The sequence below is a fragment of the Helicobacter sp. 23-1044 genome (genome assembly GCF_053654695.1).
The window spans coordinates 49,185-72,733 of record NZ_JBSIUQ010000004.1 but is presented as its reverse complement, the minus strand read 5'-3'; the positions used below and the strand labels follow the sequence as shown (position 1 = coordinate 72,733).

Below are 23,549 nucleotides of genomic sequence, written 5' to 3'. Positions count from 1 at the left end.
AATCTCGCAAAAATTCGCAAATTTTGCAGAATCTTAATGCCAAATTCCCACAGATTCTGCGTTTTTTCTTATTTAATAAAATATTAACGATTTTTTTAATATAATCACAAATTTTTATTTTTAAAGATAAGGATTTTGCGTGGAGTGGATGGATAGCGCATTTAGCGATATTGAAAATGCAAAGAATTTAGATGAGTTAGAAAAAATTCGCATTAGCATTTTGGGTAAAAAAGGCAAATTAACAGAGGAATTTAGCAAGTTAAAATCGCTAGATTCTGCGGTAAAAAAGGAAGTGGCAAAAAAGTTAAACGACGCAAAGAGCGAGTTTGAAGGCGCACTAGCAAAGGCAAAGCGCGACATTTCGCAAAAAATATTAGCGCAAAAAGTGGAGAGTGAGAAAATCGATACTTCGCTTTTTACGCCAAATGCGGTGCAAAATCTCGCCCACCCCATAAACTGCACTTTTGATAAAATCATCGATTATTTTGTCGGGGCGAATTTTAGCATTTCAAGCGGTCCGCTAATTGAGGATGATTTTCATAACTTTGAGGCGTTAAATCTCCCCAAATTCCACCCTGCGCGAGATATGCAGGATACTTTTTATTTTAAGGATTCGCATTTGCTTCGCACGCACACTTCGCCCGTGCAAATTCGCTCAATGCAACGCCTGATAAAATCAAAAGGCAAATTTCCGCTAAAAATTATCTCGCCGGGCGCAGTTTTTAGGCGTGATTATGATATCACGCACTCGCCTATGTTTCATCAAGTGGAGGGACTTGTGGTAGATAGCGGGAATAAGATAAGTTTTGCGAATTTAAAATTTATTTTGGAGGATTTTTTGCGCTATATTTTTGGCGATGAGATAAAGGTGCGATTTAGGGCGAGTTTTTTCCCATTTACCGAACCAAGCGCGGAGGTGGATATTGGATGTATTTTTTGCAAAGGGAAGGATGAAAAATGTCGCGTTTGCAAGGGGAGCGGATTTTTAGAAGTGCTTGGATGTGGCGTGGTAAATCACAGCGTTTTTGGCGCACTGAAATTAAAAAATGTCAGCGGATATGCCTTTGGACTTGGCATAGAGCGATTTGCGATGCTTTTATATGGCATAAATGATTTGCGTAGTTTTTATGAGAGCGATTTACGATTATTGGAGCAGTTTTAATGAAATTTAGCAGAAATTTATTATCAAAAATCATTGATATTTCAAAAGTTAGCGATGAAGTCCTTTACAAAACGCTAAATGATATTGGATTGGAAGTAGAGAGTTTTAGCAAAATTAGCGTGCCTAAAAATGTCGTAATCGGCAAGGTGGTGGAAAAGTCAAAGCACGAAAACGCCGATAAATTAAGCATTTGCAAAGTTGATATTGGAAGCGAAGTTTTGCAAATCGTGTGTGGCGCGAAAAATGTCGCCAAAAATCAAATCGTCCCTGTGGCAAAAGTCGGCGCGAAACTCGGCGATTTGGAGATAAAAAAGGGAAATTTGCGTGGCGCAGAATCTAATGGGATGATTTGCTCATCTACCGAACTTGGATTGCCAAAGATTGAGGAAGGCATTTTTGTTTTGGATGATAGCATTGGCGAAGTTGTGCTTGGCAAGGAACTTTGCGAATACACGCTTTTTGATGATAGCATTTTTGAGATTGCAATCACGCCAAATCGTGGGGATTGCCTAAGTGTATTTGGCGTGGCGATGGATTTACTTGCCGCACTAAATTTAAATTTACAAACGATAAAAAATAGAGAGAAAAATAATGAAATCGCCCCCGGCATTGGCAGAATCTTAAATATTTCCTTTGAGAAAAATCTCCACACTTCACTTTGCTACAAAGTCGCTCAAATCAAAGATTTATATTGCAATGCGGAGTTACGCCTAAATCTCGCGATAAATGATATGTTAAGCGATGATTGTCTGCATAATATGCTACGATTTAGTTGCTATATGACGGGAGTTATCATCCGCGCGTATGCCTTTGATAAGTTTGCAAACTCTGAGGATAAAATCATTTTGCAAATCAAAAGAGATGAGAATGGAATGGAGGGCGTATTTTTCGAGGATAAAAAACTCTCAACAATCGGTTTGGGCGATGAGATTTTGGCAAATAAGCATTCGCAACTTGTGGTTTTTGAGGCGAGTTTCATCCCACCGCACATAATCGCAGAATCCATCTTTAAAAACGCCATAAAAAGCGACTGCAAAACTTCGTATTTATCTAAAAGAGGCAGTTCGCCGCTGCTTGAAGATGGCATTTTGTGTATTTCGTATTTGTTAGAGAGTATGTCGCAAAGCATTATTTACTCATCCACGCAAAATTTGCTCCAAAACTACCCACAGCGCAGAATCGACTTTCACTTTGAGGATATTAGCGCAATTATCGGCAATATGATAAAAAATGAGGAAATTACAAGCATTCTAAATCGAATGGGATTTATGATAAACTCCGCTAGTGATGATAAAATCAGCGCAATCCCCCCGCGCTACCGCCACGATATAAGGTTTGTGCAAGATATCGCAGAAGAGATTTTGCGACTAAAAGGCATTGATTTAGTGGAGGCAAAGGCGCAGATTCTGCCAAATAGCGCGAATATAAATGATGATTATAGATTTTATAAATTTAGGCGAAATATCGCTAAAAAGGCGATTTCACGGGGATTTTTTGAGGCGTTGCATTATGTATTTTGCCAAAGGGCGACTTTGGAAAAGTATAATCTGCCCTTGATTGCGGAGAATTTAGACTTGCTAAATCCTATCACAAATGAGTTAAACACCCTTCGCACTTCGCTTATCCCTTCAATGCTTGATTCGCTAAAACGCAATCAAAATTTTGGGTATGAAAAACTTGCACTTTTTGAAATGGGAAGCATTTATAACGCAAAGCGGGAGGAATCGCAGAATCTCGCCTTTGTAGCGGGAGGATTAAAAAGCGAGTGCAAATATCCCACGCCAAAGGGGGAAAAGTGGGATTTTTATGCGTTTGCAAGTGCGATTAGCGATATTTTGGGTGGAGTGGAGTTAGAAAACGCAGAATTTGCGGTGGATTCTGCGAAAGATTCTGCGGTAAATTCAAATAAAGATTCTGCAAATAAAGATTCTGTCAAACGCAAGAAAAGTGCAAAATATGCCACATTCGCAGAATCTAGCGGCGATTTATTCCACAAAGGCATTTGCGCAAAAATCATCAAAAATGGCGCAATAGTGGGCATAATCGGCGCGCTAAATCCATTTATCGCAAGTGATTTGGAGATGGAAAATATTTTTATGGCGCAAATTGATTTGGAGAGTCTTTTTAGTGCAGAGAAAAATACCGCATTTATGGAGTTTTCACACTTTCAGGGGATGGATAGGGAATTTAGCATTTTGGTAGATAAAAACACAAATTTTAGCGAGATAAAAAGAGCGATTTTAGAGGCGAAAATCCCGCACCTAGCGAAAATTACCGCCCTTGATTTATACAAAAGCGATGAGTTTGGAGATAAAATTAGCATTAGTTTTAAGGCGACATTCCAAGCGATGGATACCACGCTAAAAGCGCAGGATTTGGGCGATAAGAAAATATTGGAGATTCTGCGCCAAACTTTTAATGCGGAGATACGATGCGAATAACGAGCATTTCGCCCAAAAGCGCGGGATTTGGGGCGGAGATTACAAATATTGCAAGTGATAAATCAATCTCGCATCGCGCGGTAATTTTTGCGTTTTTAAGCGAAGGGGAGAGCAAAATCCGCAATTTTTTATTTGGCGAGGATACGCTAAATACGCTAAAAATCGCAATGCAGTTAGGAATGCGCGTTTTTGCGGATGGCAAAGCAGTGCAAAATATCACCCAAATCCCGCAAGGTGCGGAGTTAAAACTGCTTCGCCACAAAGATGGCATTTTGGAGGCAGATGATATTTTAGACTGCGGAAATGCTGGGACTGCCATTCGCCTGTATTTGGGACTTTTGGCAGGGCAGAGTGGCAAATATTTCGTGCTTACAGGCGATAAATATTTGCGAGTGCGCCCGATGGGACGAGTGATTGCGCCTTTGCGAAGTATCGGTGCGGAGATTTATGCTAGGGCAGGGCAGGTTGCGCCAATTACGATTTTGGGGCGAAAATTATCGCATTTTTCATTTCATAGCAAAATCTCATCTGCGCAGGTAAAAACCGCGATGATTTTAGCAGCCCTAAACGCAGAATCTAGCGAAAAAAGCGCATTTAGCGAAGTCTCATTAAGTCGCAATCACAGCGAAAAAATGCTACTTGGAATGGGAGCGAATTTAGAAATTTGCGAAAATAAAATCGTAATCACCCCGCTAACTTCCCCGCTAAAACCGCTAAATTTAAGCATTCCATCCGACCCATCAAGTGCGTTTTATTTCGCTATTTTGGCACTTATCACAAACTCCCATATTGTGCTAAAAAATATGCTTTTAAACAAAACTCGCATTGAGGCATTTTGCGTGTTGCAAAAAATGGGGGCAAAAGTTGAGATAAAATGCGAAGATTCTGCGTTTGAGGAAGTGGGGGAGATTTGCATTTATAAAGATTCTGCGCTAAAAGCGGTGGAGTTAAGCGAAAATATCGCTTGGTTGATTGATGAAATCCCGGCATTAGCGGTTATCTTTGCCTTTGCTAGTGGCAAAAGCGTGGTTAGAAACGCAAAAGAGTTACGCACAAAAGAAAGCGACAGAATTAAAGCAACTTTGCAGAATCTAATTAAATTTGGCGTGGAGTGCGAGGAATTTGAAGATGGATTTAGCGTTTGTGGTGGATTTAAAATGCCAAATAAAAAAGTTTCAATCGATAGTTTTGGCGACCATCGCATTGCGATGAGTTTCGCGCTATTTGGGGCGGTGTGCGAAGTTGAAGTGCTAGATTCTGCGTGTGTTGATGTGAGTTTTCCAAACTTTTTGGAGATTTTGGGGCGATTTGCGGAGATTGAAAATTATGAAAACTAAAAGAGCGGAGAAATATGGATTTTGCTTTGGCGTAAAAAGGGCAATCCGCCTTGCCGAGCAGAATAAAAATGCCATCTCATTAGGTCCGCTAATCCACAATCAAAAGGAAATCGAGCGATTAAAAAATGATTTTGGCGTAAAAGTCGAAATGGATTTAGAAAAGGTTAGCGCGGAAAAAAGCGTCATTATCCGCACGCACGGCATTCCAAAAAATGACTACAAAAAGTTAGCACAATCTAGCGCAAAAATCATCGATGCCACCTGCCCCTTTGTGAAAAAACCACAGCAAATCGCCAAAGAATTAAGCGAGGATGGGTATGAAATCATAATCTTTGGCGATGAAAATCACCCCGAAGTGAAGGGCGTGGCGAGTTATTGCGGGGAGCATTTTCAAATCATAATCCACAAAGACGCCCTGCAAATCCCACAAGGCAAAGTCGCCCTAATCTCGCAAACCACCAAAAATATCAATGATTTTTTAGAAGTGGCGAACTTTTTGATAGCGCACTGCGTGGAAGTGCGCGTGTTTAACACAATCTGCAATGCGACTTTTGATAATCAACACGCAGTTAGAGAACTCGCGCAAGAAGTGGATATTTTAATCGTTGTGGGCGGGAAAAATAGTAGCAACACAAAGCAACTTTTAAATATCGCCTTGCAATTTTGCAAGGATAGTTATTGCGTGGAGGATGAGAGCGACTTGCGGTGCGAGTGGTTCGCGGGGAAGGTGCTTTGCGGTATTACGGCGGGTGCTTCTACGCCTGATTGGATAATCAATAATGTCGAAGCGGAGATTCAAAAAATTTGAAATGCTGATTTTTTTGAATGCGATGGGTTTGGCGAAATGCGAGATTTTGGCGAAGTGCGGTTTTAGTGAAATGTGCGAAAATTTGAAGTGCGCGAAATTATCGAAATAAGGGGATTTGTAAGATGAAAATAGCGATTTTATGCGGTGGGAGCGGGAGTAGATTATTCCCAATTTCGCGCGAGTTGATGCCAAAGCAATTTGTGCCATTTTTTGGAGAAAACTCGCTTTTTAAAGAGACGATTTTGCGAAATCTGCCTTTTGCAGAGGACTTTGTGATTATCACAAATGAAGCGCATTATTTTTTAGCGAAAAACGAAGTTGAGGGAATATCGCAGAATCTGCATTTTATTTTGGAGTGCGTTTCTAAAAATACCGCTTCGGCACTGCTTTTTGTCGCACTGCAAAGCAAAAGTGATGAGGTGATTTTGGCACTGCCTAGCGACCATATTATCAAAGATTTGCCAAAATACAAATGCGCGATACAAAACGCAGAATCTCTTGCAAAGCAGGGTAAAATCGCCCTTTTTGGCATAACTCCCACAAACGCAAACACAGGTTATGGATACATTAGCGATAAAAATGGCAAAGTCGCCTTTTTTGAAAAACCCGATTTTGCCACCGCGCAAAAATACCTAAAAGATGGCGGATATTTTTGGAATAGCGGGATGTTTTGCTTTAAGGCGGGGGTTTTGATTGATGAATTCAAAAAATATCATCCAAAGTTGCTAAAACTCGCCCAAACCGCGCTAAAAAATGCACTCAAAGCAAGTGATTTTACGCATTTGAAATGCGAGGACTGCGAGAGTTTGGAGGATATTAGCATTGATTATGCGATAATGGAAAAGTCGCAAAATCTCGCGCTAATCAAAGCGGACTTTTCGTGGAGCGATGTGGGAAGTTTTGATGCGTTAAGCGATGAATACCCCAAAGATAGCGCGGGGAATGCGAGTAAAGGCGAAGTTTTGGCACTAGATTCTGCGAATAATTTTATTTTGAGTGAGAAACTCACCGCGCTTGTCGGCGCGAATGATTTGATTGTGGTGGATAGCGCGGACTGCCTTATGATTGCCAAAAGGGGGGAGAGTCAAAATGTCAAAAAAATCACCCAAATTTTAAAGCAAAAAAATAGCGATTTGGTGAAGTTTCATAATTTGGTTTTCCGCCCGTGGGGCAGTTATCAAGTGCTTTTGGAAAGTGCGTTTTATAAAATCAAAAAAATTGTCGTCCGCCCCAAAAAACGCCTGAGTTTGCAAAAGCACTTCCATCGCAACGAGCATTGGATAGTGGTAAGCGGAAGCGCGGTGGTTAGCGTGAATGGGGAGGAATTCGTCCTAAATCGCAATGAAAGCACCTATATCCCGATGGGAAGCGTCCATCGATTGAGTAATGAAGGGAAAATCGATTTGGTAATCATCGAGGCGCAGGTGGGCGAGTATTTGGGGGAGGATGATATAGTTCGCATTGATGATGATTTTAATCGAAAATAGGGGCAATTTGTCTTTGGGTATTCAATTCACACGAAGTTTGCCGTCCTTGCGTCGTCAATGAACCACTAGTTCTATTTCCTAGCAAGGCGGCAAACTTCGTGCAAAGCAACACCGCAAATACTTCGATTGTGATTACGCACTTCGTGCGAATCAAATTGCAAAAATCCCGTCATTGCGAGGCGAATATCGCCGAAGCAATCTAAAAAAAATCCGTCATTGCGAGAATGGACGAAGTCCATTCGTGGCAATCCATTTTTAGATTTTGCGATTATTTGTCATTCTCGCGCGAGTGAAACAAGCGAAGAATCTCTTTTGCTTTGAGATATTTCGCTTCGCTCAATATGACAGATATTTTTAGATTCGCCAAAATTCGCAGAATCTCTATTTTGTTCCCCCTCCCTTGCGGAGGGGGATTAAGGGGGTGGGTAAAATAATCCGTCATTGCGAGAATGGACGAAGTCCATTCGTGGCAATCCACAAAAAAAATTGTCATTCTGAGCGAACAAAGTGAGCGAAGAATCTCTTTTGCTTTGAGACTTTTGAGATATTTCGCTTCGCTCAATATGACAGATATTTTTAGATTCGCCAAAATTCGCAGAATCTCTATTTTGTTCCCCCTCCCTTGCGGAGGATTCTGCGATTTTTCCCCCTCCCTTGCGGAGGGGGATTAAGGGGGTGGGTAATTTTCGCATTAGATTCTGCGTGTAGATTCTGCGAAATGAGTGCAAATCGCAGAATCCGCATTACTCTCCGCCATTGCGAGATTTTGCGAATTTTACAGAATCTAATGCGTAGTCGCAGAATCCACTCCCATTTCGTCATTGCGAGGCACGAAGTGCCGAAGCAATCCAAGATTCTGCGATTTGCAGAATCTAATTAAAAAAAAACACGAAAATCGCAGAATCTAGTGCAAAAAAATCCGTCATTGCGAGAATGGACGAAGTCCATTCGTGGCAATCCACCACCACTTCGTCATTGCGAGGCGCACGAAGCGAAGCAAGTGCAACGAAGCAATCCAAGATTCTGCGATTCGCAGAATCTAAAACAGATTGGATTGCTACGATTCTGCTAACGCAGAATCTTGCAATGACGAAAGAAAATACGCTAAATTTTGAGAAATTTGCAGAATCTTAAAATGACGAAATAATGATTGATTGCCACGATTCTGCTAACGCAGAATCTCGCAATGACGGATTATTTTACCCACCCCCTTAATCCCCCTCCGCAAGGGAGGGGGAAGTTGTTTGATTTGCCCTCCGCAAGGGAGGGGGAAAAAGTCGCAGAATCCGCTACCATTTCGTCATTGCGAGGCGCACGAAGCGAAGCGAGTGCAACGAAGCAATCCAAGATTCTGCGTTTCGCAGAATCTAATAAACAAAACGGCGAAAATCTCGCAGATTCTGCAAATTAAATAAAAATCGCAGAATCTGAAAAGAGTTTCTTCGCTCGTTTCACTTGCGCGAGAATGACAAAAAAATATGGATTGCCACGATTCTGCTAACGCAGAATCTCGCAATGACGGCGTAATCATTTAGCAGAATCTCGCATAAAAACGCAGAATCTAACATAAAATCGCAGAATCTAAATAGAGATTCTTCGCTCACTTTGTTCGCTCAGAATGACAAAACAATAGATTGCCACGATTCTGCTAACGCAGAATCTCGCAATGACGGCGTAATAATTTCGCAGAATCTCGCATAAAAACGCAGAATCTCGCAATGACGGCGTAAGAGCAGATTCTGCGATTTTCGCGCGAGTCGCAGAATCTAACACAAAAAACACGAAATCGCAGAATCTAACACAAAAAAATCCCAAAATCGCAGAATCTAGTGAAAAAAATCCCCAAAATCCATCGCATTTCACAAATTGCCAAAATCCCATCACATTTCACAAATTCGCAAAATTCTAATATCGCTCACATAAATACACATAATCGCAGTATTTGCAGGGTTTTATATCCTCGCAGCGGGCGAAATCCACCTCGCCACCTAGCGCGCCAAGCGCAGAATGTAGCATCTCTTTTGCGCTTAATTCCGCGCTTTCATCCATAATAATTTCTTTATTATTTAGCAAGTCAAAATAAAGGCATTCGATTTCACAAGAGCCGTATTCGCGCTCAATAGCGAGTTTGTAAATCAAAAGTTGCAAAAATCCATTTTTCCCCAAAATGTCGGTTTGGAGTTTGTAGTCGATTATGCGGATTTTCTCCCCCACCTTGTCAATCCTATCGATTTTACAGGTGAAATCAAATCCGCCAAATGCAAATTCCACGCTTTTCTCCACCGCCAAAATTTTCGCTCCATTTTTTAACGCGCTACTTTGCTCTCTAAAAAACGCGCTTAATTTTTTTAGCATAATTTCTAAGTCTAATCTCTCGCTCTGCGCGTAAGATTCTGCGAATGCCCTAATTTTATGCAAATTAAAATCCTGCCCCATTTCGCAGAGTAAATTATGGATTTTTGTGCCTAAAAATTCCTCTTTTTCCTCGCTACTACGCAGTTTTTCGCATAAATATGAAAAGTAAAATTTCCGTTTGCAGTCTAAAAATATTTTTATCGAACTCGCAGAGAGGCGCATTTGCGGGACTTTTGCGATGATTTTATCATCAAAATATTTTTTTGCCTCGCCCACCTCATAAAAATGCCACATTTTATCGCCGTCAAACTCCGCCACCTCGCACAATTCGCCCAAATCATTTAGCAAACTCGCCACAGGCGCATTTTTGCAACACGCGATTTCGACAAATTCCGCATTATTTATCAGCATAAAATAATAGTGCCTTTGCAAGTTCTCTTTATCACGCAGAGTAGGGAGGTTTAGCCGCTTTCGCAACGCGGTATTTAGAAACATATCATTATCATTTAGCGCGGGGATAAACTCGCTATTAAAATCTACAATGATAACCCGCTCAAATTTAATCAACCTACTCTCCAAAATCCCCATTACACGCACTTTCCCGCCGTTATTATCATCTAAATTTTTGATATTTTTTAGCAGAAATTCGATGATTTCATCACTGCTTAAAGTCGCCAAAATCTCACGCATCGCAAAAATTTCCGCATCAAAGTCATTTTTCACCGCTTCTAAAATCTCATCACACGATTTTTGGCGTAGATTCTGCACTTTTTTAATCAACTTTATGTCCCTAAATCCCATCGCATAATTTAGATTTTTCTCAAACAACTGCAAATATTTCGCAAAATTCTCATCAGGCAAAATCACCGCAATGCTCTGCGCTCCGTCACTCAACCACTCATTTATCTTCGCAATCACAAGCAAAACTTGACTTATCCGCAAGTCAAATTTATAGAGATTGATTTGCTTTGTGTGTCTTTGCAACGCGCCTTTTTCGCGGAGTTTGCCATCATTTAGGCAGAGTGAATAATGCGTATTTTGGGAGAGATTCTGCGATAGGATATTTTGCAAAAGATTTAGATTGTATTTTGTGGTGGTGAAAAATAGCGTGAGATGGGTAGATTCTGCGATTTGGCGTAAAAGTTGCAGTTCTTTTGCACTTAAAATCCCGCCTAAAAAAATATCGATTTCATCATAAGTTTGCAGGAATTTTTGATTGATTTTGTGATTTTTATTGCTTAGATTCTGCGCCGCTAACTCGCTTTGATATTTCTCATAAATGCGCTCCAAAACGCTCAAATGGTCGCTGTAATCGCCATAAGTATCGTGCGTATCAATGTCACTAATTTTCACATTCGCAGAATCTAACTCATCAAAAAACTGAAAAATAAAATTTGAATGCTCCAAAAAACTAATGAAACTTTTCTCAAATCCCAAATCGCTAATTTCGATATTTTTAATCGCCCTCCACAAAAATAAAATGCGGAGATTCTGCGAAGTTTGCGTGATATTTCCGCCACTTAGCGCGTATTCAAAAAACTCGCCAATGCTTTTGCAAGGTGGCAAAAACGCAGAATCTGAATTTTTCGCAAACTCTAAAAGTGCCCTTTGTGAGGAAAATACGGAGAGTTTCATAGAGTTTAGCGAGATTTTGCGGGAGATTCTGCGATTTTTGCGGTGGATTCTGCGTTTGTTGCGATAGATTCTGCGCCGATACGTTTTGTGATTGTTTGCGCTACGCCCTTTGCGCTAAATCCAAATCGTTCAAACACCGCTTCGCCCTTGCCACTTGCGCCAAAACTATCCATTCCTATCACAAAATCCGCGAATCTATACCATTCTAACCCGCGCGAAGCTTCAAGCGCGAAAATTTTGGGAGATTTTGCGTTTGCGAAATTTCGCCCCAAAATATCATCGATAAACGCAGAATCTTGGCGCACTAGCAAATCAAAGCAAGGCACAGAAACTACGCGCACGGCAATGCCTTGCGATTCTAATAGATTCGCCGAATCCAATGCCAAATGCACTTCGCTACCGCTTGAAAGAATGACTATTTTTTTGCGTGAATCAGCGTTAGATTTGCCACTAGATTCGCCACCAAAATCTCTCAAAATATACGCACCACGCGAACAATCGATATTGTGCGAATCCAAAATAGGCAGATTTTGGCGCGATAGCACAAAGGCGCAAGGGAGATTTTGCGCCAAAGCAATTTGCCAACATTGCGCGTTTTCATTGCCATCGGCTGGGCGAAATACTAGCAGATTTGGCATTGCGCGAAAATGGCTTAATTGCTCGATAGGCTGGTGCGTTGCGCCATCTTCGCCCACGCCAATTGAATCGTGTGTCCAAATATAAAACACGCGCAATTTGCTAAGCGCGGCGATTCGCACACTTGGGCTCATATAATCGCTAAATACAAAAAATGTCGCACAAAACGGCACAAAAAGCCCATAAGCCGCAATCGCATTGCAAATCGCGCCCATTGCGTGTTCTCTAATGCCAAAGTGCAAATTCGCACCACGCGGGAAATCGCCACTATTTTTTAGCGCGGTATTGTTTGAGGGGGCTAAATCCGCGCTACCACCGATAAAACTTTTGCAATGCTCACTAATCGCATTTAAAATAATGCCGTTTGTTACGCGCGTAGCGACACCTTTTGGATAGTCTGCCTTGCTAAAATGCGGGAGTTTTAGCGAATCAAAATTTGGATTTAGTAGCGAATCAAACAGCGATTTTTTGCCACTGCGCTTTAAATTTTGAAGCCACATTTGATAGTGCATATCGCCCACTTCAACCGCGCTCTCAAAGGCGATTTTGGCGTCTTTTGGAATGACAAATTCGCCCACAAACTCGCCCCCCGCCATTTTTTTGGCTCTCTTTAAAATCTCCGCTCCCAAAGGTGCACCGTGTGATTTGTGGCTACCCTCTAACTCTAACGCGCCCTTTGCGATTTTGGTTTTGGCGATTATAAGCGTGGGTTTTGTCGCCTTTTTTGCGCGTTTGAGTGCCAAATCTATTTGCCTAAAATTATGCCCATCAATCTCAATGATGCTAAATTTTTGCGCCAAAAACCGCGCTTTGACATTCTCATCAAAGGCGATTTTCGCGCTCCCTTCAATCGTAATGCCGTTGCTATCATAAATCAAAATTAAGTTATTTAGCCGATGAAGTCCCGCCAAAGAACACGCCTCATAGCTTATACCCTCGCTCAAATCGCCATCGCCACAAAAGCAATAAACTTTGTGATTTATCAGTTTTTTGCCAAGCAATTTTTGCGCGTATTTAGATGCTAACGCGAATCCCACAGCATTTGCAACGCCCTGCCCAAGCGGACCTGTCGTCATCTCAATGCCATCAATTAGCCCATATTCAGGGTGTCCCGCCGTTTTGGAATCCAACTGCCTAAAATTTTTCAAATCCTCCAAACTCACATCATAACCACTCAAATGCAAAAAGCTATAAAGAAGCGCACTTGCGTGCCCACCGCTAAAAATAAGCCTATCGCGGTTTATCCATTTTGGCTCTTTTGGATTGTGGATTAGGTGCTTTGAGAGCACAGCAAGAAAGTCAGATAGCCCCATAGCAACGCCGGGGTGTCCGCTATTTGCCCTTTGCACCATATCCGCACTTAAAAATCGCAGTGTGTTTGACATTTTTAGCTCTAAATTCATATTGTGGTGTCCTTTTGTAAGTTGAAAAGCGAAATTTTAGCAAAAAATGTTAAATTCGCAGAATCTATCTTAAAAAATTGTTTAGATTCTGCGAATCGCTTTTGATTTGCAAGTCGCCGAAATAGATTGCCACGACTTGCCTTAGGCAAGTCTCGCAATGACGAATAAATCACTCGAATCTAAAATGTATAAATGTATCTTGCAAATCCTATGATACTAAATGGCGCACTTTCGCCAAATCCAATTCGTGGCTGAATAATCGCCTCGATTGCGTGATGATTTTTTACCACAAATCGCAAACCGATATTACCGCCAAGTGTGCCTATCGGTGGGCTTGAATCGCAATATTTCCATTCATATTTACTCGCGGTTTTATCCATAACTTCATCAAAATTACTACTACATATTCTATCGTATTGATAATTCATCACGCCACCGCCCACATTTACGCCTACAATCATACCGACTTTAAATTTTTGAGATTTATTAAAATTAAACATTAAATCCAAATTGCCACTAAAAATATGCGCATCTATGGGATTTATCCCAGCTGTGGAGAAAAGAAACTGATAGTCCGCATAAAGGCGCATTCCAAAGATTCCACTCTCTCCAAAAAACCACTTATATCCCAAAAGTAGCTCGCCACCATACTCCACGCGTGAATTATCAATCGTATAACTGACATATTTGCTCGTGTGCTCGCTCTCATCAATCGTGTATCCCAGCGCAAGTCCCGCGCCTAGCATAAATCCGCTAGGTTCTTTTGAGTTGATTTCGAGATTTTGCTGTGGGTGCGAAGATTCGCCACTTTTTGCCTGTTTTATTTTATTTTGCAACTCTAAAATGCGTAATTCTTTTTCTAACTGCTCGATTTGCGCGTCTTGTGAGATTTCTTGTGCGATTAGAGTTACGGCAAATGCGATTGCAAGTGCGATTAAATTTATGATTTTCATTTATCCTCCTTTTGTAAAAAAGAGAGAATTGTAACTGCCCCCCCCCCTTAAAGTTTTCTTAAAAAATCCTTAAAGTTTCCTTAAATTTTTCGCGCGAGATTCTGCGAATCGCTTTTGATTTGACAAAATTCGCACGAATTTATATAATTCGCCGTTTTTTTTAAACAAAAATTGCCTTTTGGCGATTTTGCATTTTTCAAAAAAATCGTTCTTTTAAATCAAATTTTCTAAATCAAAAATGCGATGCTATTTTTGAGGAAAAATCGTGGCTGTGCAGTTGTGAGCGAGGAAATAGGACATTAAGTCCATTGACGAAGCGAACAACAAATCTCCACGATTTTAACCAAAAAGAGCGAGTATTAAGGGGCTGATTGGCGTTCGACTAGGATAATTCGGCATTTGACTGCATACCAGTTTGATAAATCTGTAAAATTATCACCTAAATTTAAACGCTAACAATAGCAAACTTGCTCCAGCCTACGCTAAAGCTGCGTAGTCTTAACTAACCTTTTGGAGCGGGATTTGGCGGGTTTCTAGCATTCGCTTAAATCTCTAACTTTTCGCTAGATGCGCTTTTATCGATATTTGGGGCGATAAAGGCAAAGAAAACGCCCTAAATTGCTTATGTGCGTTTGCGATTCGGCGCGTATAAAAAGATTTAGATTCGCTTTTAAGTATGTCGAGGTCTCTTGCTAAATGTTTTAGGACTGGGGTTCAATTCCCCACAGCTCCACCAGATTCTGCGATTTTAATCCAATATTATTTTATTTTTCTACATTTGATTTTTGTGTGATTTTTGTGTTTGATTTTTATAAGTTTTTTATTCAAATAAAAACAATTCTTATTTTTTAAGTTAAATTTTATGATTCACTCACTAAAATTCGCAAAAATTTTTCAAAAAAGGCGGTTTTATGGAGTTTCTTAAAGAATATAGCGATTTGCTTGTGTTTGCGATTTTGGGATTTATGAGCTTTTTGGTGGTGTGGTTTAGCGTGGAGCGGGTGATTTTTTACGCGCGAATCGATTTTAGCACCTACCACAGCGCAGAATCTTTTGAAGAGGCGATTACCAAAAATCTAACTACGCTTTATATCATCTACTCAAACGCCCCATACATCGGGCTTTTAGGCACGGTGGTGGGTATTATGATAACCTTTTATGATATGGGCGTAAGCGGGACGATGAGCGTAAAAGACATTATGCTAGGGCTCTCGCTTGCGCTAAAAGCAACGGCACTAGGGCTTGTAGTGGCGATACCCACGCTAATTATTTATAACGCATTTTTGCGAAAAGTGGATATTTTGCTAAATAAATTTAGGGGCGCAAAATGAGATTACCCCGCAAAGATGGGCTAAACATCGTGCCTTTTATTGACATAATGCTAGTGCTTCTTGCTATCGTTTTAAGCACGGCGACTTTCATCTCGCAAGGGCACATCAAAATCAACCCCGCTGAATCAAGCTCCGCACAAGCACCCAAAGACAATCAAACGCTTATAATCACCATTGATGGCGCAAATCAAGCATATATCGATGGCAAAAACGCCACGCTAGATGAGATTCGCGCGAAAATTAAGGCATTAAAAAAAGGCGACTTAATCGAACTCACAAGCGATAAAAACGCCACATTTCAGGCGTTTATCGACATTTTAGACATCATCAAAGAGAGTGAAAATGAAAACTTTGTCATCAAAACTAAAAATAAATAAATTCTCGCCCTTACAGATTGGCTTTATCGCTTCTTTTATCCTACATAGTGCGCTATTTGCGTCTTTGCTGGACTTTAAAAGGCTCACACGCGAAAATTCAATGCAATCAAAATCGCTAAATATCGCCATCGCAAACATCGCAGGGCAGAATTTGGATTCACAACAAGCAAAAAAATCGCCCCAAAAAAATTATAAAAAGCATAAAAAACACAAGCACAAGCACAAAAAACATAAAGTTTTGCAAAAAGAAATGCCTTTTGCGCCTTCGCAAACGCCACCGCAAGAGCAAAAAATACAAGAAATCGCAGAATCTAGCGAAGATTCGGCGGTGGATTCGAGTGCTGGTGCGAGTGTGAATCAAGGCGAAATAATAGAAATTTTAGGCAGTGGCGATGCCTTGCACGCAAGCATTTTAGATATCATCAATAAAAATCGGGGCAACTACCCCAAAATGGCGCGAATGCAAGGATTGCAAGATAAGATTCGCGTGGAGTTTATTTTGCTGACAAGTGGCGATGTGCGCGAGATTCGCATTATCTCTGGGCGACATAGGATTTTGAATAATGATGCCATTTCGGTGATAAAGCGCAGTGCGGGGCAGTTGCCAAAGCCGGAGAGGAATAAGAGGGTGAGTGTGGTTTTGGCGTATGATTTGGTGAAGTGAGTTTTTATGCGCTCAATTCGTTCTGGGGTGCATCTTTCGTAGATTTGCTAATTTTTGGGAGGCTCACAGACCGCAAGTCTAGCTTCGCTCCCAAAAATTAGCAAAAATTACAAAACCTCCACCGCCATTACTTCGATTGTGATTCGCAAGGCGAATCAAATATAAATAAATCCGTCATTGCGAGATTCGGCAACGCCGAATCGAAGCAATCCACGAAAACAAAGCGAATCGTCTCCATTTCGTCATTGCGAGACTTGCCTTTGGCAAGTCGTGGCAATCCAAAAAAAATTGTCATTCTGAGCGAACGAAGTGAGCGAAGAATCTCAAAAATTCTCCCACTCCCTTGCGGTGTAATTCGCATTTTTCTCCCCCTCCCAAATGCGCGCGGGGGATTAAGGGGGGGGGCGGGTAAAAAAAATCCCAAAAAAAATTTCGTCATTGCGAGACTTGCCTTTGGCAAATCGTGGCAATCCACATATTAAAATCTACGAAATAGATTGCCACGAAGTCGCCCAAAGTGCGACTTCTCGCAATGACAAAATAGGATTTTGCGCTAGATTTTGCGATTATAAGAATCTACCCCACCCCAAACTCCTCCCGCAAGGGGAGGGGCTTTATGATTTCACTCTCTCCCGCAAGGGGAGGGGTTTTTTCTTTTCTCTCCCGTGCGAAGTATTTTTTCTAATTTATTTCTCCCCCTCCCTTGCGATGTGATTCGCATTTTTTCTCCCCCTCCCAAATGCGCGCGGGGGATTAAGGGGGTGGGTAAAAAACTCTCACATTTTCATTTCTACACATTTTTTACAAGTTTTTTGTATTTTTAAAAACAATTCTTATTTTTTAAGTTAGATTTAAAAATTAAATCGCTATATTTCGCCCCTTTAAAATTCAAAAAATGGAGAAAAATATGAGAAAAACAAAACATTCAGTGCTTTTAGCGTCCTTGCTCTTGGGGGGGGGCGCAATTAGCGTTGCATTAAGCGATGAGTTAGTAACAAGCGAAGATGAAGTTTATGTCGGCGAGAGCGTAATAAGCGCAAGTGGCTATGAGCAGAATCTAAAAGATGCTCCCGCGAGTGTGAGCGTGGTAAAGGCGCAGGATATAAAGTCCCGCCCCGTGCGCGATATCGCGGAGGCGATTTCAAATGTGCCGGGCGTCTCTATCGATAGCAGTGTAAGCAAAACGGGCGGATATGGCATTAGCATTCGTGGTATGGGTAGCGCATACACGCTGATTTTAAGCGATGGCAAGCGGACAAATGGCGATTCAAGCCTTTTTCCAAATGGTTTTGGCGATAGTGTGACTAGCTTTATGCCACCATTAAGTGCGATTGAGCGAATCGAAGTCATACGCGGTCCCGCTTCTACGCTCTATGGTAGCGATGCGATGGGAGGCGTGGTAAATATCATCACAAAGAAAAACTTTGAGCGATGGGGCGTGAGTGTCGGGGCAAACTACACAGCGCAAGAAAGCAAGGCATTTGGCGATACAATGGGATTCAATCTCTACACCGCAGGTCCGCTAAATGAAGCGAAAAATTGGGGATTAATCTTTCGTGGTAACTTTCAAAATCGCCTCTCCGCAAGAAGTCTAAAAGTTATCCCAAACGGCACAAATGGCACACTCAAAGACGCCTCCCGCAATCAAATCGTAGGATTAGCCCCAATGCTTGGATACAATCTAGGGACGCGAATCCTTTGGAGCGATACAAGCACCACGCAGGGCGGAGCACCACTAAATAGCGTGTATTTTGATGTGGATTATGCGCAGTTATCGTATGATAATAAAAAAGGACTACTTGGCGACTATAAAGGCGATAGAGCGGCAAACGGCTATGGCGCGGATATGAATATCTATCGCTTTAATAGTATTGTAAATCACAAGGGCAACTATATCGATGACTCAAATGCGACTTTGCAAAAATTAAGCGTTGAGACTTCTTTGCAATATAATCTCACCGCAAATCCCGATAGATTCGTGCCAAGCAATACATTTAGCAACGGCACAACTTCAAAAAACGGCGTTAGCAAGGGCGACTCCCGCGCACTCATTGGCAATGATATCATTTTAGACTCCAAAACCCAAATGCTATTTTATTTCAACCCCATCGTAAGTTTGAATCTAACCGCAGGTGCGCGATATTGGTATAATAACTTCAAAGATAATCTCTTTGCCGTAGCGGGTAAAAGTGCCCTCCAAGAGCAACATATCGGCGCGATTTTCAGCGAAGGCGAAGTGATGCTAGTTGATAGTGTGTTTATCACCGCTGGTGTGCGCGGTAACTTCAACTCAAGCTTTGGCGCAAATGCTTCACCCCGCGCATATATCGCCTATAATGCACTAGATAAATGGCTAACGATTAAGGGCGGAATCTCCACAGGATACAAAACTCCAGCACTCTCAAATCTCATAAACGGCGTGGCAAATTTAAGCGGACAGGGCACTACTCACACTTACGGCAATCCTAATTTAAAGCCTGAATCTAGCGTAAATTACGAACTCTCAATCATAAGCGATAATGACTATTTTAACGCCGCAATTACGGGATTTTACACGGATTTTAGCGATAAAATCACAACTATTTCTGGCGCACCCGCTGGATTTTCGTGCTCGGCAACAGGTGGGAGCAGTGGCGGTGGCAGTAACGGGAAAGGTGGCAATGGTGGTTGCTCGCACTACATAAATGCCGACAGAGCGATAACCTACGGCGCAGAAGTCGCACTTGGCATAAAACCCATTTTTGTAGGATATGGCGATGTGAGCTTTGATTCAGCCTATACTTTCACGCACTCCAAAGTCACAAAGGGCAAAAATAAGGGCGAGAGACTTACAAATGTGCCTTTGCATAACTTCAACGCGTCCCTAAACTACGATAGCGAATATTTTGGCGCGTATATGAAAGGCGAAATCAAAGCGGGAATTTATCGTGGCAATCCAAACACACCAAACACCGCAGCCGCCGCACTTGGCGAGTTTTATAAGCCGATTTATTTAATGCACCTTGGATTTTACGGCGTGCCGATGAAAAATCTTCGCATAAACTTTGCCATCTACAACTTGCTAGGGCAGAATTTTATCGATTATGTGGCGTATAATGGCGGTAATGGTAACACGACAACTTATGCGAATAATTATAATTATATACGAGAGGGGAGAAGATACTTCTTATCATTGCAATATGAGTTTTAAGTGTGGCGGGGGCAATTTGTTCTTGGGTGCATTTTTCGTAGATTTGGCAAATTTCGGGCGTTCGCAGACCGCTAGTCTAGTCTCACGCCCAAAATTTGCCAAAAACTACAAAACCTCCACCGCCATTACTTCGATTGTAATTTGCTAACGCAAATTATTTTGTCATTCTGAGCGAACAAAGTGAGCGAAGAATCTCTTTTGTTTTGAGATATTTCGCTACGCTCAATCCGTAGGATTTGCGAGTGAAGCGAAGCAACCATATGACAAAATAACGCAAATTTTGCCCTAGATTTTGCTATTATAAGAATCTACCCCACCCAAACCCCTCCCGCAAGGGGAGGGGCTTATCTATTTCTCCTCCACCCTTGCGGTGTGATTTGCATTTTTTCTCCCCCTCCCTTGCGGAGGGGGATTAAGGGGGTGGGTAAAAATCCCAAAAAACCTGTCATTGCGAGATTCGGCAACGCCAAATCAAAGCAATCCATTTTCACAAAATCCCGTGCAAACTTAAATCATTTTTCATTATAATTTCGCAATTTTAAAAAGGGAGCGATGATGAGTGATTTGACAAATGCGCTAGATTCTACGATACGCCTTGATTTTTTGCAAAATCCGCCACTAAATTCGGCACTTGCCAAGCTTATGACGCCAAATTACGCATTTAGCTCGATTGCCGACAAAGAGGCTACTTCGCGCATAAAATCCGCACGAAACGCCATCTCAAAGCTCTTTGGCAAACAATCTGCCTTGCCTTTTAACTTCACTTCAAGCGGGTTTGTGGAGCTATTTTTGCAGTTTAAAAAAATCTATTTTTTGCCTAGTTTGCATTATGAGATTCGCCACGCGTTAGAGATTGTGCGCCCATTTGTGGCGTTGCAAGAGATAAAAGATTTAGCGCAAAATTTAGATTCTACGCAAAAAGATTCTACGCTTTTTATCGCTCCACTCATAAATGAGGACATTTTTAGCCTTAATCAAATCCCGCAGACTTGTAACGCAACCCTTGCGCTTGACATTAGCTACGCCCTTGCTTTGGGGCTAGAAGTGCCACAAAATGCAGACATTTTACTTGCAAACGCGCTCCCACTTGGGCTGCCACGCGATTTTGGACTAATAATTAGCGATAAGATTTACACTTCTATAATTCACAAAAACGGCGTTAGCGAGGCGTTTTTAGGCGCAATAAATGAGCGCAAGGCAAAGAAATTTAGCGTGGATTTAAGCTACACGCTTTTTGAAAAATTAAAGTCGCTTTTTGGCAAGGATATTGATTTATTTACGCGCGATTTTGCCCCGCACACGCTACCTTTGCGCCTCCGACATATCAATACGCGCTATTTGATTGAACATTTGTATTTGGATAATGTTTTCATTCAGCCTTCACAGGACTGCGCTTTGGGCTTTGTGAAGCCATCGCATACGCTTTTATCGCTTGGGTTTAGCCAAAAACAAGCGCGTGAGCTGTGCGCTGTGAGCTTTGAGAAGCTTACAAATGCGGATTTGGTGGCACAAAAAATCTTTGAATCTTACAAAATGATTCGACTAATGGAGTTTTAAAATGATGGATTTAGATAAATATTTGGAGCTTTTAAGTGGGCTAAAAGTCGCACACAAGGGCGAAAAACGCATTAGCATTTTAAAGGCAAAAGGGCGGATTTTGAGCGAAAATATCACTTGCAAAATCCCCATTCCGCGCTTTGATAACTCTGCGATGGACGGCTATGCAGTGCGTTTTGAGCGAGGCGCGAAACCTTACAAAAGCTATTGTATTAAAGGTAGCATTTTTGCAGGGGATTCGCGTGAATATATTTTGCAAAAAAATGATACTTTTTGCATTATGACGGGCGCAAAAGTGCCAAAAAATTGCGATTGCATAGTGCAAAAAGAAAAGGTTGAGATTCGTGGCAGTGAAGCGATTTTGCAAGTTACGCCACAAAAAAATCAGTGCATAAAATTTTGCGGTGAGGATTTCAAAAAAGGCGAAATTTTGCTAAAAAAAGGCGCGATTTTGGATTCAAATGCAATCGGCATTCTCGCAACACAGGGCATTAGCAAGGTGTGCGTAAAAAAGCGCGTGAAAATTATCATTTTTGGCAGCGGCAATGAAATCGCGCCATTAGATTCGCCACTCAAAAACAATCAAATTTATGATATAAATTCGCATTTTATCCGCGCGAATTTTGGCAATTTGAATTGCAAAATCAAATACGGCGGGATTTTGGGCGATAGCGCGAAAACGCTTAAATCCGCGCTAAAAAAAGCAGCGCAAAAATATGACATTATCATCACAAGCGGGGGCGTTAGCGTGGGCGAAAAAGACTATATTCACGCAGTTTTGGCGAAAATGGGCGCAAAAATTTTGAGCGACGGCATAAACATAAAGCCCGGACGCCCTGTGGTGCTATCAAAATTTAGCATAAATCGCAAAGGGCGCGAATCTAGCGCGAATCTTAATGCAAATCTTGCGAATCTCAATGCAAATCGTGGCGCGAATTTTAAGGCGAATCTTAGCACAAATCGCAAAGATTGCTTTATCCTATCATTGCCCGGAAATCCCATAGGTGCGTTTTTGCAGAGCTATTTTTGTCTGCCGATTTTGGTGGCGAAATTTAGCGGTGTGCCTTTTAAGGGTTTTGATTCGCTTATAGATTCGCGTGAAATGCCAAACGGCGCGGATTTTAGGGCGACAAAAGGCACAGCGCATATTATGCTTGGGAGCGTGAAGGATTGGCAATTTTTTGCCTTCAATGGTGGCAAATATCAAGGCGCACAAGTCGCTCCGTTGCTTCAAAGTAGCGCGTTTGCGATTATTCAAAGCAAAGATTTTGTCAAAAAAGGCGAGATAATTCGCATTTTGCCTTATAAAGTGAAATTTATGCAGAATCTAGCGTAGATTCTGCGATTTTCGTGCTTTTTTGATAAAGCGCAGAAACTAGCGCAAAATTTATGCTATAATTTGCACTATGAGTAAAAAAGATTCGACAAAGTCTAAAATCAACGCACTAATATCTGCGATGGTGGTGTTTCTCACGGCGTTATTAGCTGTGATTGGCTATGCTTTTGTTAATTATGAAACGCTTGGCTTTTTCAAAGGTTGCTGTGTTGTTGTTGCTTTGATTATATTGACGATTTTGTTTTGCTTGTGCGTGTTTTCTATAAAAAAGGACTTAAAGCGATTGGAGAAAATGAAATGACTGGGATTTTTGTTGTAATTTTTGGGCTTTGCTGTCTTATTTTTTGTGCGGTTTTTGCGGGTAAAGTTTTGGTTTTGGATGATTAGTGTATTTTTGCAAAACGCCGATATTTTTAGGTTAATGCGAGGCGAGATAAAAAAAGAGGTGCAAAAATGAAAAAGATTTTGTTTGGCGTGAGCGACACGGAGGAATGCAGAAAGGCAGTGGGTTGCCTTGTGAAGCTATTTAGTGGCGTGGCAGAGTTTGAGATTTCTTTGCTTCGCGTGGTTAGCGAAGTGTTGGTTTATGCCGAATCTGGCGTTTATGATTATGACAATATCCAAGCAGCGCAAAATGTCGATTCTTGCGAACTTTTGAGCGAATTTGAAGCGAAATTTTTAGAGCACAAGATTCGCACTCATAGGATTGTAAAGCGCGGAAATGCGGCGGATATTTTGCTAGAACTAGCCGAAACGCACGATTTGCTAGTCATCGGTGAGAGTGAAAGCTCGATTTTGCACCGCATTTTTAATTCGCATCAAGATTTGTTTATCTCCGCATCGCCTATCCCTGTGCTGATAGCGAAATAGATGAGAT

The 23,549-nt window shown here is 41.5% G+C and carries 28 protein-coding genes, 1 other RNA gene and 1 pseudogene; 18 read left to right on the top strand and 12 right to left on the bottom strand.

Annotation, left to right across the window (positions count from 1 at the left end; genetic code table 11):
* The first annotated feature begins 148 nt into the window (after window positions 1-148).
* From pheS to ACWIUD_RS05060, 5 genes are all read left to right on the top strand, one after another.
* The gene (gene pheS / locus ACWIUD_RS05080; protein WP_454147442.1) at window positions 149-1,162 is read left to right on the top strand and encodes a phenylalanine--tRNA ligase subunit alpha; all 1,014 of its coding nucleotides are present in this window, start codon (window positions 149-151) and stop codon (window positions 1,160-1,162) included.
* Complete coding sequence (pheT, locus tag ACWIUD_RS05075; protein WP_454147326.1) at window positions 1,162-3,603, top strand: phenylalanine--tRNA ligase subunit beta; 2,442 nt, start codon at window positions 1,162-1,164, stop codon at window positions 3,601-3,603. Before pheS ends, pheT begins: the two co-directional genes overlap by 1 nt.
* Window positions 3,594-4,940, top strand: a complete 1,347-nt coding sequence (aroA, locus tag ACWIUD_RS05070) for a 3-phosphoshikimate 1-carboxyvinyltransferase (protein WP_454147324.1) — start codon at window positions 3,594-3,596, stop codon at window positions 4,938-4,940. Before pheT ends, aroA begins: the two co-directional genes overlap by 10 nt.
* Complete coding sequence (locus ACWIUD_RS05065) at window positions 4,930-5,748, top strand: 4-hydroxy-3-methylbut-2-enyl diphosphate reductase (RefSeq protein WP_454133840.1); 819 nt, start codon at window positions 4,930-4,932, stop codon at window positions 5,746-5,748. The genes aroA and ACWIUD_RS05065 overlap by 11 nt, the downstream gene beginning before the upstream one ends.
* A 122-nt stretch (window positions 5,749-5,870) precedes the next feature.
* Window positions 5,871-7,235: a mannose-1-phosphate guanylyltransferase/mannose-6-phosphate isomerase gene (locus tag ACWIUD_RS05060; RefSeq protein ID WP_454147322.1), complete on the top strand. Its 1,365-nt coding sequence runs from the start codon at window positions 5,871-5,873 to the stop codon at window positions 7,233-7,235.
* Between the two features lie 268 nt (window positions 7,236-7,503).
* Here the strand turns inward: ACWIUD_RS05060 and ACWIUD_RS05055 are convergent, their stop codons facing one another.
* From ACWIUD_RS05055 to ACWIUD_RS05045, 3 genes are read right to left on the bottom strand one after another with little or no spacing between them, the layout of a single operon-like run.
* Window positions 7,504-7,677, bottom strand: coding sequence for a hypothetical protein (locus tag ACWIUD_RS05055; RefSeq protein ID WP_454147320.1), 174 nt, complete (start codon window positions 7,675-7,677; stop codon window positions 7,504-7,506).
* Window positions 7,649-7,927 carry a hypothetical protein gene (locus ACWIUD_RS05050; RefSeq protein ID WP_454147318.1) on the bottom strand — a complete coding sequence of 93 codons (279 nt, stop codon included), beginning with the start codon at window positions 7,925-7,927 and terminating at the stop codon, window positions 7,649-7,651. The genes ACWIUD_RS05055 and ACWIUD_RS05050 overlap by 29 nt, the downstream gene beginning before the upstream one ends.
* Entirely contained in the window at window positions 7,839-8,087 is a 249-nt protein-coding gene (locus ACWIUD_RS05045) for a hypothetical protein (RefSeq protein WP_454147316.1), read from the bottom strand. The genes ACWIUD_RS05050 and ACWIUD_RS05045 overlap by 89 nt, the downstream gene beginning before the upstream one ends.
* Window positions 8,088-8,168: 81 nt before the next feature.
* Between ACWIUD_RS05045 and ACWIUD_RS05040 the strand changes: the two genes are divergently transcribed.
* Together ACWIUD_RS05040 and ACWIUD_RS05035 are read left to right on the top strand one after the other, a co-directional pair.
* Window positions 8,169-8,369, top strand: coding sequence for a hypothetical protein (locus ACWIUD_RS05040; RefSeq protein ID WP_454147314.1), 201 nt, complete (start codon window positions 8,169-8,171; stop codon window positions 8,367-8,369).
* Window positions 8,370-8,385: 16 nt separating this feature from the next.
* Window positions 8,386-8,646, top strand: coding sequence for a hypothetical protein (locus ACWIUD_RS05035; RefSeq protein WP_454147312.1), 261 nt, complete (start codon window positions 8,386-8,388; stop codon window positions 8,644-8,646).
* 40 nt (window positions 8,647-8,686) lie between these two features.
* On the opposite strand, the gene ACWIUD_RS05030 is transcribed toward ACWIUD_RS05035, so the two are convergent.
* The 6 genes and pseudogenes from ACWIUD_RS05030 to ACWIUD_RS05005 form a co-directional block, all read right to left on the bottom strand.
* Complete coding sequence (locus ACWIUD_RS05030) at window positions 8,687-8,839, bottom strand: hypothetical protein (RefSeq protein ID WP_454147310.1); 153 nt, start codon at window positions 8,837-8,839, stop codon at window positions 8,687-8,689.
* Window positions 8,817-9,116, bottom strand: a complete 300-nt coding sequence (locus tag ACWIUD_RS05025) for a hypothetical protein (protein ID WP_454147308.1) — start codon at window positions 9,114-9,116, stop codon at window positions 8,817-8,819. Before ACWIUD_RS05025 ends, ACWIUD_RS05030 begins: the two co-directional genes overlap by 23 nt.
* A gap of 24 nt (window positions 9,117-9,140) precedes the next feature.
* Window positions 9,141-11,225, bottom strand: a complete 2,085-nt coding sequence (locus ACWIUD_RS05020; RefSeq protein ID WP_454147306.1) for a PD-(D/E)XK nuclease family protein — start codon at window positions 11,223-11,225, stop codon at window positions 9,141-9,143.
* Window positions 11,226-11,305: 80 nt separating this feature from the next.
* A pseudogene (tkt, locus tag ACWIUD_RS05015) lies at window positions 11,306-13,264 on the bottom strand (transketolase); the annotation flags it as partial.
* A complete protein-coding gene (locus ACWIUD_RS05010; protein WP_454147304.1) occupies window positions 13,261-13,437 on the bottom strand; it encodes a hypothetical protein in 177 nt (58 codons plus the stop codon). The pseudogene tkt and the gene ACWIUD_RS05010, both read right to left, overlap by 4 nt.
* A 6-nt stretch (window positions 13,438-13,443) precedes the next feature.
* On the bottom strand, window positions 13,444-14,217 hold the full coding sequence (locus ACWIUD_RS05005; protein WP_454147302.1) for an outer membrane beta-barrel protein: 774 nt from the start codon (window positions 14,215-14,217) through the stop codon (window positions 13,444-13,446).
* Window positions 14,218-14,580: 363 nt separating this feature from the next.
* On the opposite strand from ACWIUD_RS05005, the gene ssrA reads away from it, so the two are divergent.
* The 4 genes from ssrA to ACWIUD_RS04985 all read left to right on the top strand — a co-directional run bounded on the left by ssrA (window position 14,581) and on the right by ACWIUD_RS04985 (window position 16,589).
* Window positions 14,581-14,953: a transfer-messenger RNA gene (gene ssrA / locus ACWIUD_RS05000) on the top strand.
* Between the two features lie 175 nt (window positions 14,954-15,128).
* Window positions 15,129-15,548, top strand: a complete 420-nt coding sequence (gene exbB, locus ACWIUD_RS04995; RefSeq protein ID WP_454147300.1) for a TonB-system energizer ExbB — start codon at window positions 15,129-15,131, stop codon at window positions 15,546-15,548.
* Window positions 15,545-15,925, top strand: coding sequence for a TonB system transport protein ExbD (gene exbD, locus ACWIUD_RS04990; RefSeq protein ID WP_454147298.1), 381 nt, complete (start codon window positions 15,545-15,547; stop codon window positions 15,923-15,925). The genes exbB and exbD overlap by 4 nt, the downstream gene beginning before the upstream one ends.
* Window positions 15,891-16,589, top strand: coding sequence for a TonB family protein (locus ACWIUD_RS04985; protein WP_454147296.1), 699 nt, complete (start codon window positions 15,891-15,893; stop codon window positions 16,587-16,589). Before exbD ends, ACWIUD_RS04985 begins: the two co-directional genes overlap by 35 nt.
* A 127-nt stretch (window positions 16,590-16,716) precedes the next feature.
* Here ACWIUD_RS04985 and ACWIUD_RS04980 read toward each other — a convergent pair whose 3' ends face one another.
* Complete coding sequence (locus ACWIUD_RS04980) at window positions 16,717-16,950, bottom strand: hypothetical protein (RefSeq protein ID WP_454147294.1); 234 nt, start codon at window positions 16,948-16,950, stop codon at window positions 16,717-16,719.
* Window positions 16,951-17,042: 92 nt separating this feature from the next.
* Between ACWIUD_RS04980 and ACWIUD_RS04975 the strand changes: the two genes are divergently transcribed.
* From ACWIUD_RS04975 to ACWIUD_RS04965, 3 genes are all read left to right on the top strand, one after another.
* Entirely contained in the window at window positions 17,043-17,303 is a 261-nt protein-coding gene (locus ACWIUD_RS04975) for a hypothetical protein (RefSeq protein WP_454147292.1), read from the top strand.
* A 193-nt stretch (window positions 17,304-17,496) separates the two neighbouring features.
* On the top strand, window positions 17,497-19,779 hold the full coding sequence (locus ACWIUD_RS04970) for a TonB-dependent receptor domain-containing protein (protein ID WP_454147290.1): 2,283 nt from the start codon (window positions 17,497-17,499) through the stop codon (window positions 19,777-19,779).
* Window positions 19,780-19,795: 16 nt separating this feature from the next.
* A complete protein-coding gene (locus tag ACWIUD_RS04965; protein ID WP_454147288.1) occupies window positions 19,796-19,927 on the top strand; it encodes a hypothetical protein in 132 nt (43 codons plus the stop codon).
* A gap of 6 nt (window positions 19,928-19,933) precedes the next feature.
* On the opposite strand, the gene ACWIUD_RS04960 is transcribed toward ACWIUD_RS04965, so the two are convergent.
* Together ACWIUD_RS04960 and ACWIUD_RS04955 are read right to left on the bottom strand one after the other, a co-directional pair.
* Window positions 19,934-20,056 carry a hypothetical protein gene (locus tag ACWIUD_RS04960; protein WP_454147286.1) on the bottom strand — a complete coding sequence of 41 codons (123 nt, stop codon included), beginning with the start codon at window positions 20,054-20,056 and terminating at the stop codon, window positions 19,934-19,936.
* A 67-nt stretch (window positions 20,057-20,123) separates the two neighbouring features.
* On the bottom strand, window positions 20,124-20,264 hold the full coding sequence (locus ACWIUD_RS04955; protein WP_454147284.1) for a hypothetical protein: 141 nt from the start codon (window positions 20,262-20,264) through the stop codon (window positions 20,124-20,126).
* A gap of 70 nt (window positions 20,265-20,334) precedes the next feature.
* Here ACWIUD_RS04955 and ACWIUD_RS04950 point away from each other — a divergent pair, with 70 nt between their 5' ends.
* The 4 genes from ACWIUD_RS04950 to ACWIUD_RS04935 all read left to right on the top strand — a co-directional run bounded on the left by ACWIUD_RS04950 (window position 20,335) and on the right by ACWIUD_RS04935 (window position 23,542).
* Window positions 20,335-21,336, top strand: a complete 1,002-nt coding sequence (locus ACWIUD_RS04950; protein ID WP_454147282.1) for a hypothetical protein — start codon at window positions 20,335-20,337, stop codon at window positions 21,334-21,336.
* 1 nt (window position 21,337) lies between these two features.
* Complete coding sequence (locus tag ACWIUD_RS04945; RefSeq protein ID WP_454147280.1) at window positions 21,338-22,672, top strand: molybdopterin molybdotransferase MoeA; 1,335 nt, start codon at window positions 21,338-21,340, stop codon at window positions 22,670-22,672.
* A gap of 70 nt (window positions 22,673-22,742) precedes the next feature.
* Complete coding sequence (locus ACWIUD_RS04940) at window positions 22,743-22,973, top strand: hypothetical protein (protein WP_454147278.1); 231 nt, start codon at window positions 22,743-22,745, stop codon at window positions 22,971-22,973.
* Between the two features lie 152 nt (window positions 22,974-23,125).
* Complete coding sequence (locus tag ACWIUD_RS04935) at window positions 23,126-23,542, top strand: universal stress protein (RefSeq protein WP_454147276.1); 417 nt, start codon at window positions 23,126-23,128, stop codon at window positions 23,540-23,542.
* Window positions 23,543-23,549: the final 7 nt, after the last annotated feature.

Bases quoted from the DNA above. Each gene is read 5' to 3' on its own strand.
- aroA (WP_454147324.1), top strand. From the start codon at position 3,594: ATGCGAATAACGAGCATTTCGCCCAAAAGCGCGGGATTTGGGGCGGAG.
- exbB (WP_454147300.1), top strand. From the start codon at position 15,129: ATGGAGTTTCTTAAAGAATATAGCGATTTGCTTGTGTTTGCGATTTTG.
- ACWIUD_RS04940 (WP_454147278.1), top strand. From the start codon at position 22,743: ATGAGTAAAAAAGATTCGACAAAGTCTAAAATCAACGCACTAATATCT.
- ACWIUD_RS04970 (WP_454147290.1), top strand. From the start codon at position 17,497: ATGAGAAAAACAAAACATTCAGTGCTTTTAGCGTCCTTGCTCTTGGGG.
- ACWIUD_RS05025 (WP_454147308.1), bottom strand. From the start codon at position 9,116: ATGGGATTTTGGCAATTTGTGAAATGCGATGGATTTTGGGGATTTTTT.
- ACWIUD_RS05005 (WP_454147302.1), bottom strand. From the start codon at position 14,217: ATGAAAATCATAAATTTAATCGCACTTGCAATCGCATTTGCCGTAACT.
- exbD (WP_454147298.1), top strand. From the start codon at position 15,545: ATGAGATTACCCCGCAAAGATGGGCTAAACATCGTGCCTTTTATTGAC.
- pheS (WP_454147442.1), top strand. From the start codon at position 149: ATGGATAGCGCATTTAGCGATATTGAAAATGCAAAGAATTTAGATGAG.
- ACWIUD_RS05020 (WP_454147306.1), bottom strand. From the start codon at position 11,225: ATGAAACTCTCCGTATTTTCCTCACAAAGGGCACTTTTAGAGTTTGCG.
- ACWIUD_RS04945 (WP_454147280.1), top strand. From the start codon at position 21,338: ATGATGGATTTAGATAAATATTTGGAGCTTTTAAGTGGGCTAAAAGTC.
- ACWIUD_RS05050 (WP_454147318.1), bottom strand. From the start codon at position 7,927: ATGCGAAAATTACCCACCCCCTTAATCCCCCTCCGCAAGGGAGGGGGA.
- ACWIUD_RS04985 (WP_454147296.1), top strand. From the start codon at position 15,891: ATGAAAACTTTGTCATCAAAACTAAAAATAAATAAATTCTCGCCCTTA.
- ACWIUD_RS04950 (WP_454147282.1), top strand. From the start codon at position 20,335: ATGAGTGATTTGACAAATGCGCTAGATTCTACGATACGCCTTGATTTT.
- pheT (WP_454147326.1), top strand. From the start codon at position 1,162: ATGAAATTTAGCAGAAATTTATTATCAAAAATCATTGATATTTCAAAA.
- ACWIUD_RS04980 (WP_454147294.1), bottom strand. From the start codon at position 16,950: ATGCGAATTACACCGCAAGGGAGTGGGAGAATTTTTGAGATTCTTCGC.
- ACWIUD_RS05040 (WP_454147314.1), top strand. From the start codon at position 8,169: ATGGACGAAGTCCATTCGTGGCAATCCACCACCACTTCGTCATTGCGA.
- ACWIUD_RS05065 (WP_454133840.1), top strand. From the start codon at position 4,930: ATGAAAACTAAAAGAGCGGAGAAATATGGATTTTGCTTTGGCGTAAAA.
- ACWIUD_RS04935 (WP_454147276.1), top strand. From the start codon at position 23,126: ATGAAAAAGATTTTGTTTGGCGTGAGCGACACGGAGGAATGCAGAAAG.
- ACWIUD_RS04955 (WP_454147284.1), bottom strand. From the start codon at position 20,264: ATGGATTGCTTTGATTTGGCGTTGCCGAATCTCGCAATGACAGGTTTT.
- ACWIUD_RS05055 (WP_454147320.1), bottom strand. From the start codon at position 7,677: ATGACGGATTATTTTACCCACCCCCTTAATCCCCCTCCGCAAGGGAGG.
- ACWIUD_RS05060 (WP_454147322.1), top strand. From the start codon at position 5,871: ATGAAAATAGCGATTTTATGCGGTGGGAGCGGGAGTAGATTATTCCCA.